This window comes from Moraxella sp., from assembly GCF_024227015.1.
In the GTDB taxonomy this organism is placed as follows: domain Bacteria; phylum Pseudomonadota; class Gammaproteobacteria; order Pseudomonadales; family Moraxellaceae; genus Moraxella.
Genome location: NZ_JAAELD010000384.1, coordinates 1 through 10382 on the forward strand (window position 1 = coordinate 1; position 10382 = coordinate 10382).

The window sequence follows — 10382 nt, forward strand, 5'->3', positions numbered from 1 at the left end:
ACAGAGGGCAAAGAAGTGGTTTACTTCCTGCCTGCTGAGACGGTGATTCGCGTGTCTGAAGGTGAGACAGTAACCGCAGGTTCTGTACTGGGCCGTGTGCCACAAGCCACCTCAGGCACCAAGGATATTACCGGTGGTCTGCCACGTGTTGCTGACCTGTTCGAAGCGCGCCGTCCAAAAGATCATGCCATCATGGCAGAGATGAGCGGTGTGGTGTCATTTGGCAAAGAAACCAAAGGCAAAAACCGCTTCATCATCACCGATGAAGAAGGTAATGTCCACGAAGAGCTGATTCCAAAATGGCGTCAAATCAACGTCTTTGAAGGTGAGACAGTTGAGCGCGGTGAGGTAGTGTCTGACGGTCCGCAAAACCCACATGACATTCTACGCCTAAAAGGCGAAACTGCTTTGGCAAACTATATCGTGAACGAAGTTCAGGAAGTTTATCGCTTACAGGGCGTTAAGATCAACGACAAGCACATTGAAGTTATCGTACGTCAAATGCTACGCAAAGTTGAAGTTACCGACGGTGGCGATTCTAGCTACTTCAAGGGCGACCAAGCGGAATACACGAAGATCCGTGCGTTGAACGAAGAGTTGGTGGCGAATAATAAGTTCCCAGTACAATTCGAGCGTCAGCTTCTAGGTATCACTAAGGCATCGCTAGCTACTGAAAGCTTCATCTCAGCGGCATCGTTCCAGGAGACGACTCGTGTCTTGACTGCTGCTGCGACCATGGGTAAAGTTGATGACTTGACAGGTCTTAAAGAGAACGTTGTTGTGGGTCGTCTGATCCCAGCAGGTACAGGTCTGGCTTACCATCAAAACCGCCAACGCAAGGCAGAGCTTGCGTTTGAAGGTAATGCATCGACCGATGACATCGCGCTTGATGATGAGCTACTGACAAGCAGCGAAAATCTACCAACCGAAGACAGCTTTGCTAAGGCATTTGCTGACGAACTCGGTCAAGATAGCGAATGATTTAAGCAAAAAAGCTCATCCAACGATGGGCTTTTTTGTTCATAGAATATTGCAAATGGCGTTTTAGTAGGTATTTGCATAACGTGGGATATTTTCAAGATGACATCAGAAAATTTCCTGTTATTTTGATGATTGCGCATTGCAAAATTTGGACATTCGGTGTATAACTGTCTTTTTGCTTTGCTACTTCTTTAAGGATTTTTCCATGACTTTATCTCTTCAAAAAGACAAAATTCGCTTTTTGTTGTTAGAAGGCGTACATGATAACGCCCTAAAAACATTGAACGCTGCAGGCTATACCAACATCGAATACATCAAATCAGCACTTGATGAAGCTGAGCTGATCGAAAAAATCAAAGACGCGCATTTCGTGGGCATTCGTTCACGCACCCAGCTAACTCGCAAAGTACTAGAAGCCGCCGAAAAACTTATCGCTATCGGCTGCTACTGCATCGGCACGAACCAAGTTGATCTAGACGCTGCGCTTGAACTGGGTATCCCTGTATTTAACGCGCCATATTCTAACACGCGTTCGGTGGCAGAATTGGTGTTGGCTGAGACCATCATGCTGATGCGCGGCGTGCCAGAGAAGAACGCTGTTGTGCATCGTGGCGGCTGGAACAAGTCTGCCAAAGACAGCTATGAAGTGCGTGGCAAGACCATGGGTATCGTTGGCTATGGCTCTATCGGTTCACAATTGTCAGTACTTGCTGAGAGCTTGGGCATGAATGTCATCTATCATGACGCTGTTACCAAGCTTCCTCTAGGTAACGCAGTACAGGTCGGCAGCTTGGATGAACTATTTGCTAAAGCAGACGTGGTAACGCTACACGTGCCTGACCTACCAAGCACGCGCAACATGATGACCAAGGCTGAATTTGACAAAATGAAAGACGGCGCGTTCTTCATCAACGCAGCACGTGGCGGCTGTGTGGACATCGATGCGCTGGCAGATGCGCTTAAGAGCGGTAAAATCTTGGGTGCGGCGATTGACGTATTTCCAAAAGAGCCAAAATCTGCTGATGAAGAGTTCGTATCACCGCTTCGTGAATTTGACAATGTCATCCTAACACCACACGTTGGTGGCTCAACTCAAGAAGCTCAAGCGAACATCGGTCTGGAAGTTGCTGAGAAATTTGTTAAATATTCGGATCAAGGCGACACCACCAGCGCGGTTAATTTTCCGAACGTGTCTATCCCGTTCACCGCAGGCACGCACCGTCTGCTACACATTCACCGCAACGTCCCAGGCGTACTATCGCAAATCAACGCATCATTTGCTGATGCAGGCATTAACATCGCTGCACAGTCTTTGATGACTCGTGGCGATGTGGGTTATCTGGTGATGGACGTTGATGATAACGATTCTGCCAAGGCCATGGAGCGTCTGCGCGCTGTGCCTGAGACCATCCGTGTGCGTGTGCTGTTCTAATTTTGCGTTCATTAAATCTAAGTATTCAAAAAACCAAACCGTCTAAACATAGGCGGTTTGGTTTTTGTGATATAATAAATCAAATTTCTAAATAGATAGGAAAATAACCATGACCAGACATTTTGATTATATTACCATCGGTGGTGGCAGTGGTGGTATCGCTTCTGCTAACCGTGCCAGTATGTACGGTAAGAAAGTTGCCGTGATTGAAGCCCGCCATGTTGGCGGAACGTGCGTCAACGTGGGCTGTGTCCCCAAAAAAGTGCTGTGGTATGGGGCAAACATGGCAACCGCCATTCACAACTATGCCCCTGATTATGGCTTTGATTTGGACGTCAAAAACTTTAATTTTGCCAAACTCGTTGAAAACCGCACCGCCTACATCAACCGCATTCATCAATCTTATAAAAACACCTTTGAAAAAAATGGCGTAACGCTCATCAACGGCTTTGCCAAATTTCTTGACAAAAATTCGGTAGAAGTCAGCTATGACAATGGCGAGACCGAGACCATTACCGCTGACCATATTTTGATTGCCACAGGTGGTCGTCCACACTGTCCCAACATACAGGGGGCAGAATACGGCATTGACTCGGACGGTTTTTTTGATTTGACCGAATTGCCAAAATCGGTGGCGATTGTTGGTGGTGGCTACATTGGCGTTGAGATTGCAGGCGTGATGAATGCCTTGGGCGTGGATACGCATTTGTGCGTACGTAGCGGTATTTTAAAGAGTTTTGATAAAGATATTGTAGAAGTCTTACAAGATGTCATGGTCAAAGACGGCGTTACGTTCCACACGGGCGTAAACCCTGTTAAAATTGAAAAAAATGACGGTTTGACCGTGTATTTTGACAATGGCGAAACCCTAAATGTGGACTGCCTGATTTGGGCGACAGGGCGTGTGCCAGCGACTGATGTCATTGACTTGCACAGAACGGGTGTGGCAACCAACGAAAAGGGGCAAATCATCGTGGATAAATTCCAAAACACCACGGTGGACGGCATTTATGCGGTGGGTGATATTATTGAAAATGGCATTGAGCTGACCCCTGTGGCGGTGGCAAGCGGTCGCAGACTATCCGAACGCCTGTTTAACAACAAGCCTGATGAACACCTAGATTATAGCAATGTCGCCACGGTCGTGTTTAGTCATCCGCCCATTGGTACGGTGGGTATGACCGAGCATGAGGCAGTTGAGGAATATGGAGCGGAGGCGGTCAAGGTTTATAAATCCAATTTCACGCCCATGTATTCTGCCATTACCGCCCATCGTGAGCCATGTCGCATGAAATTGGTGTGCGTGGGCGATGATGAAAAGGTGGTCGGCTTGCATGGCGTGGGCTTTGGTGTGGACGAGATGATTCAAGGTTTTGCCGTTGCCATAAAAATGGGAGCAACCAAGCGTGATTTTGATAACACCGTTGCCATTCACCCGACAGGATCGGAAGAGTTTGTTACGATGAGATAAGTATTTGTTTTATTACTAAAAAGACAAATCGCCTAGGCGGTTTGTCTTTTTGTTATTATATCCTAAACGATAACGAAATCGTCCTTGTGGATATGTCTACCCATCCATCTTTTGACTTGCCAAGCGTGGATTATTTGGTGTATTAGTTTTGCCATTAAACCAATCCCAAAGCTTTCAGCCCTTCAAAGATTCCATCTTCGATATGCTTAGGGCACACGTAATCCGCCACGGCTTTTAGGTCAGGGTGGGCGTTATCCATCGCCACGCCAAAGCCGACCGATGAGAGCATCTCGATGTCATTTAGACCATCGCCGAATGCCCACGCATCCGCCATGTCCAGTCCCAATGCATCCAATACTGCTTGTATTCCGCGCGCCTTTGAGCCATGGATGTCTAGGATGTCCACACCCGAGATGTGCCAACGCACGGTCTTTAGGTCATCGTTTAGTCCATCTTGTAGGGTGGTGCTGGCGTTTTCGTTATTTTCGTAAAATGCCAAAATCTGATAAATGGGCGTCGCAAATTCAAAGTCGTCAGCGACACGATAGGGGATGTGTAATGATTGCAGCGCATTCTTCATGTACTGGTTCTCATCGAATGCGACGATTTCATCTTTAGTCATGTAGCCGTGGGCGATTTGATTGGTTTTTAGGTAATGGGTGGTGTCTTGAATTTGTCGGGAATTTAATGGGAAATGGGTCAATAATTCGCCTTTAAACTCATTATATTGCCCATTGATGGTAACAAATAAATCAATGCCGACCTCATCAATCAAATCATTAATGCAAGGTGGGAACACGCACATGCCGCGACCTGTGGCGATAGCGACGATGATGCCTTGGTCTTTTAGTGCTTTTAGCGCGGCTTTTGTGCTGTCTGGGATGTAGTTGTCGTACTTGATATATAGGGTGTCATCAATGTCAAAAAATATGATCTTTGGGGTGTTTGGCGTTGGCTTCATGGGATTCATTGATTAAGGTATTTACATAGATTCTATCACAAAACCATGATGGATTGATGAAATGTATAAACTGCAGCAGAATGTGCTAAAATTAGCCAAATTATGAACTTAATGGGAGAATCCATGCTTAATAATACCGCCTATCAAACGAACCTATCTGCGGTTGAGAATCTAGAACCGCGCCTGCTATGGCAATGGTTCGCCAAGATCTGCGCAATCCCACACCCAAGCTACTACGAAGAGGCGATTGCCAATCATATCGTTGACTGGGCAAAAGCGCGAGGGCTGTCCGTGCGCCGTGATGATGTGGGCAACGTCATCATCGTTAAGCCCGCCACTAAAGGCATGGAGAATCGCGAATCTATCGCACTACAAGCACACCTTGATATGGTGCCGCAGGCGAATGCCGATACGCCGCATGATTTTAGCACTGACCCAATCCTGCTTAGAGCCAATCCTGATGATAAAAATTGGCTGATGGCAACAGGCACGACGCTTGGTGCGGATAATGGTATTGGCATGGCAAGCTGCCTTGCCGTGCTAGAATCTGACGATCTGGCGCATCCACAAATAGAAGTGCTCTTGACCATGACCGAAGAGACGGGAATGGTGGGTGTGTTCGGGCTGCAGGCAGGCGAGCTACAGTCGAAGCTGATGGTAAATACCGACACCGAGGAGATTGGTGAGATATATATCGGCTGTGCTGGCGGGATTGAGGCGAATATTCATCTGCCGCTAACACAGACAAATTACAGCTTTGATGATGCGCTGAACTTTACCATCAAAGGCTTAAAAGGCGGTCATTCTGGGCTGGATATCTATAAGAATCGTGGCAATGCCATTAAGATGCTAGCGCGTGTTCTGGCGGAGGTGCTGCCGAATTTTTATGGTGAATTTGCCATCCAAATCCTGACAGGTGGTACATTGCGTAACGCCATCCCTAGAGAGGCAAGCGTCAAGCTGGCATTCTCATCCGATCGTCGTGATGAGCTTGTGGCGGCTTTGCAGGCGGCATTTGATGTGGTTCGTAACGAGATTATGAGAGCAGAACCTAATGTGATGTGTCAGGTGGCTGACGCAGATCATGTAGGAGCTGCCTTAACTTATGAAGATACCGCCAAGGCAATCCGTCTGTTAAATGTGCTACCGAGTGGCGTGGTGCGTCAGTCTGACTTAGCAGAGGATACGGTTGAGACTTCGCTATCATTTGGGGTGGCGAGCATTGATGAGCAAGGGCTGTCTGCCAATCTGCTGATTCGTTCATTGGTTGAATCGGGTAAGGCGGCAGTCTGCACGAGCTTGGATAATCTGGCGAGCCTTGCGGGAGCGACAGCTGAATTTACAGGGGATTATGTGGGATGGAATCCTGACGATCAGTCATTAATCACGCCGCTGACCGCTGGGCTCTATGCGCAGATACTGGGGCATGAACCGCAGATTAAGGTGATTCATGCAGGACTTGAATGCGGTCTGATCAAGCAAAGCCACCCAGACATGGACATTGTCTCCATCGGCCCTACCATCAAAAACGCCCATTCACCCCAAGAGATGGTGCATATTGACAGCGTGGCGACATACTGGCAATTGCTCACGCAGATTCTGGCGAATGCGCCAAGTAAGGCATGATTGGATGCTAAGATATTGATTAGCTGTATAAATCAAAAAGCTTGTCATTGTGACAAGCTTTTTAGTTGGATGTTATACATATTCATTCATGAATGACAGCATCTTATCCCAGCTGGCTTTGGCGGCATGTTCGTTATAGCCTAGATCGATGTCGTTATTGGCTGCTCGCTTGTCCGCCAATGGATTGGTAAAGCCGTGCTTGGCACCATCATAGACATCGATCTGATAGTCAACATTGGCGCGATCAAGTTCGGCTTTTAGCCCATCGATGGCGCTCATGGGAATCATGCTGTCAGCACCGCCATGTGCTACCAGCACCTTTGCCCCAAAAGACGCATCAGCAGGCTGGATGGGCGTTGGGTTGCCATGGAAAGTGGCGACGGCTCTTAGAGGAATGCCTGTGCGTGCCATATCAAGGGCAAGCTTACCACCAAAGCAATAGCCTACCGCACCAATGCGTGCGCCATCCACTTCATCTAAAGCGATAAAATCTTCATAAATGCGGCGACATCTGTCCATGAGTTCGCTTGGGTTATTAAGAACGGCGCTCATCCATTCATTGGCTTGGACAGCATCGGTGGTCAGCTTGCCTTCCCCATAGACATCCAAGACGACCGCGGCGAAGCCTGCCTTGGCAAGATCTTCGGCGACGGTTTTTGGGTGGATGTCTTCTGCGCCCCACCATTCGGGCGCGACGATGATGCCTCGCGCAGGTGTGGTGTCAGGCAGGCAGACATGGCTTAATAGACGAGTGCCATCAGCGGCGATGGTGGTTAGGGTTTGGATGGTCATGGGTCACTCCTTGCTAATTAAAATAATTACAAAATCATCACTATCGTTAGACTAGCAGGATTTTTGGGCTTTGACAATGGGGTTTGGGCTTAAATTTATGGTGCTTTTTTGTTACAATGATCGAAATTTTAATAAGCTAACATCATGAGAGAATCAGCAGAACAACCAAGCCAATTGCGAGAGCTTTTCTGGGAGAAATACCCACTAAGTGAGCTCAATGACAGCGAGTGGGAGGCGCTTTGTGATGGGTGCGGGGTGTGCTGTTTGGTGAAGTTCTTGGACGATGACGATCCAAGATTTACCGAATATACTGACGTGGCATGTCGACTCTTGGACTGTTCGACAGGGCATTGTGCTGATTATGCCAATCGTAAGTCTTATGTGCCTGATTGCATTCGCCTTACGTATGAGATGGTGCCTGGCATGATGTGGCTGCCAAGGCACTGCGCTTATAAGCGACTGCATCTAGGGCAGGGCTTGCCACATTGGCACTATCTGATCTCAGGGCAGGCGCGACATGATCAGGCGATGGATAAATTCGGCGTGCGTGGCCGCTGTTATTCTGAGCTTGATTTTGATGATGACGAGATAGAAGAGCGCATCATCAGATGGGTGAAGATTTAGCGACTTATAAGCCTGTTCAGATGTTTTGATGGTTTGTTGTGTTTCTTGGTGGCGTAGAGGTGTATCAATCAAAAATCCACCACTTTGAGCATATCAGCAGTAACCAAATAACGCTTGAATAATCCTGCCAAATCCGTTACATTAACCAAAAATTTCCCACAATAGAGGTTGAAGTCTTCTTATGTCAGACGACAGTCATTCGGGTGGTTGGACGCGCGGCTTGAAACGTTGGCTGTCCACCGCCCCTGAAACTCGCGATGATTTGTTAAAATTGGTTCAAGATTCGCGCCAATTCCTAGAGCCAGATACGGTCGATATGTTAGAAGGTGTGCTGGATCTACCTGCCACCCAAGTGCGTGAGATCATGACGCCACGCCCACAGCTTGCTGCCATCAGTAGTGATGCTGACATCTCAGACATTTTGGCGGTATTGCTTGAGACTGAGCATTCTCGTTATCCTGTGTTTGACAGTCATGATGATAATGCGATTTTGGGTATTTTACTTGCTAAGGACTTAATCCCGATTTTGGCGAGTCGCGCTGAAGGCATTGATCACCCATTTCTCTTAAAAGACATCGTCAGAAAGCCGCTATACATTAACGAAACCGCACGCTCTGACACACTGCTTCGCCTACTACAAAAGGCGCAAGTGCACATGGCGGTGGTGCTTGATGAATTTGGGTCGGTCTCTGGCATCGTCACGATGGAGGATCTGCTAGAGGAGATCGTGGGCGACATCGTTGATGAGCATGATGACATCGATGAGGACAGTGATATTAATAACATCGTGCCTCATCCCACCAAAGATGGCGTCTGGCTCGTGCAGGCATCGACATTGATCAGTGATTGTAATGACATTCTGGGGTCGAATTTCGATGATGCGGATGTTGATACCATGGGTGGATTGGTCATGCAGGCACTGGGCTCGGTAAGCCACCTAGAGGGCGAGACGGTGCGGATTAATGATTGGCAGATTGTCATTGTAGATGTCGAAGGGCGTTACATTCATCTGCTTGAGATGACGCTAAACCCAAATAGTACAATCTAAACGATTAGATTGAGTGAATAAACCAATAAGGCTTAGGTCTTATTGGTTTTTTGTTGTAATTTCGTTGCTAAATCTTTCAAATTCTGCTAAAATAATGGGTTAATTTAGCTATATTTAATCACGCCATGACCACCAAATCTATTTATCATCCCAACATCCCAACCAATACTCGTAGTAATGCCAAGAGCATTCGTCTACCCATAGGCATCAAGCTCATCATCGCGCTCGTCGCTGGTCTTGGGTTTAGCTTTGCGTTAGCGCCCTATTATCTGTGGCCTTTGGCGCTGTTCTCGGTGATGGCACTGTATGCGCTACTTGTGGGTGAAGATAGCGGTCGCCGCGGCTTTTGGATTGGCTGGGTGTATGGGTTTGGTACGTGGGTGATTGGTGCTTTTTGGCTTTATAATTCAATCCATGAATATGGCGCGATACCTTCTTGGCTTGCCTATATGATGATTGGTGTGATGGCGATTATCATGGGGCTTTTTCATGCCTTTTTTGCATGGGGCTTTGTGCGTTTCTTGGGTCGTCAACCATTGGCATTTGCCTCGTTCTGGGTGATTCAAGAATGGCTAAAAACTTGGCTACTGTCAGGATTTCCTTGGTTGTTTGTAGGCTATGCATTCACTGAACAGACTTGGATGAATGGACTTGCGCCGGTCTTGGGAGTGTTTGGCATAAGTTTCGTGGCGGTATTATTTGCCGCATCAGTGGTTGAGCTGTTCCGCCATAAAATTGCCTTTATCGGGCTAAGCGCACTGACTTTGGCCGTGTCTTTTGGGCTGGGTCTCGTGGAATGGGTGAAGCCATCGGGTGAGAAGCTGTCTGTCTCTTTGGTGCAGGGCAACATCCCACAAGACATGAAGTGGCTGACCGAATACCGTGTGCGCACACTTGAGATCTATGAAGATCTGTCTAAGAGTGAATGGGGGCAGGATGTTGTCATCTGGCCAGAAGCGGCGATCCCGATGTTCCATGATGAAGCCGAGCCATTCATCGCAGGCATGATTAATCGCGCTCGCAATAACGACTCAACTTGGGTGACAGGACTTATCTATCGCGACCTTAAGAATTACGATGAGAATCGGCACGCCTACCCACCAATTTATAACAGTGTGGCGGTGCTTGGCGAGACACAGGCGCTTTATAAGAAGCAGCGTCTTGTGCCATTTGGCGAATATGTGCCGTTCGAAGGGTTGTTTAACCTGCTGCCTGATTTGGCGAACATGCAGGGTGGGATGAGCATCAGTAGTGGTTCAAGCAAACAAGCACCATTTGCCATCAAAGGGCAAAACGTTGGTGCTGCCATCTGTTATGAGGTGGCATATCCTGAGACCACTCGCCATAATGCTAAGAACACCGATTTTCTCATGACGATCTCGAATGATGCATGGTTCGGCAGTTCGGCAGGTCCTTGGCAGCACTTGCAGATGGTTCAGATGCGAAG

General features: G+C 47.8%; 8 protein-coding genes and 1 pseudogene. 7 read left to right on the plus strand and 2 right to left on the minus strand.

What is annotated here, in order from left to right; genetic code table 11:
- From GY683_RS08855 to gorA, 3 genes and pseudogenes are all read left to right on the plus strand, one after another.
- Window positions 1-981 (plus strand): annotated as a pseudogene (locus GY683_RS08855) (DNA-directed RNA polymerase subunit beta'); the annotation flags it as partial.
- Window positions 982-1186: 205 nt separating this feature from the next.
- Window positions 1187-2413 carry a phosphoglycerate dehydrogenase gene (gene serA, locus GY683_RS08860; RefSeq protein ID WP_297288381.1) on the plus strand — a complete coding sequence of 409 codons (1227 nt, stop codon included), beginning with the start codon at window positions 1187-1189 and terminating at the stop codon, window positions 2411-2413.
- A 109-nt stretch (window positions 2414-2522) separates the two neighbouring features.
- Window positions 2523-3884 (plus strand): glutathione-disulfide reductase, encoded by a 1362-nt coding sequence (gene gorA / locus GY683_RS08865; protein ID WP_297288382.1) that lies wholly within the window; start codon window positions 2523-2525, stop codon window positions 3882-3884.
- Between the two features lie 154 nt (window positions 3885-4038).
- Here gorA and GY683_RS08870 read toward each other — a convergent pair whose 3' ends face one another.
- Complete coding sequence (locus GY683_RS08870) at window positions 4039-4845, minus strand: Cof-type HAD-IIB family hydrolase (protein ID WP_297288383.1); 807 nt, start codon at window positions 4843-4845, stop codon at window positions 4039-4041.
- Window positions 4846-4968: 123 nt separating this feature from the next.
- On the opposite strand from GY683_RS08870, the gene GY683_RS08875 reads away from it, so the two are divergent.
- On the plus strand, window positions 4969-6471 hold the full coding sequence (locus GY683_RS08875) for an aminoacyl-histidine dipeptidase (protein ID WP_297288384.1): 1503 nt from the start codon (window positions 4969-4971) through the stop codon (window positions 6469-6471).
- 72 nt (window positions 6472-6543) lie between these two features.
- Here the strand turns inward: GY683_RS08875 and GY683_RS08880 are convergent, their stop codons facing one another.
- Window positions 6544-7263 (minus strand): dienelactone hydrolase family protein, encoded by a 720-nt coding sequence (locus GY683_RS08880; RefSeq protein WP_297288385.1) that lies wholly within the window; start codon window positions 7261-7263, stop codon window positions 6544-6546.
- 144 nt (window positions 7264-7407) lie between these two features.
- Between GY683_RS08880 and GY683_RS08885 the strand changes: the two genes are divergently transcribed.
- The 3 genes from GY683_RS08885 to lnt form a co-directional block, all read left to right on the plus strand.
- Window positions 7408-7887, plus strand: a complete 480-nt coding sequence (locus GY683_RS08885) for a YcgN family cysteine cluster protein (protein WP_297288386.1) — start codon at window positions 7408-7410, stop codon at window positions 7885-7887.
- A gap of 181 nt (window positions 7888-8068) precedes the next feature.
- Window positions 8069-8935 carry a CBS domain-containing protein gene (locus GY683_RS08890; protein WP_046697133.1) on the plus strand — a complete coding sequence of 289 codons (867 nt, stop codon included), beginning with the start codon at window positions 8069-8071 and terminating at the stop codon, window positions 8933-8935.
- Window positions 8936-9060: 125 nt separating this feature from the next.
- Window positions 9061-10382 (plus strand): apolipoprotein N-acyltransferase (lnt, locus tag GY683_RS08895; RefSeq protein WP_297288387.1); only part of this gene is annotated, 1322 nt, incomplete at its 3' end.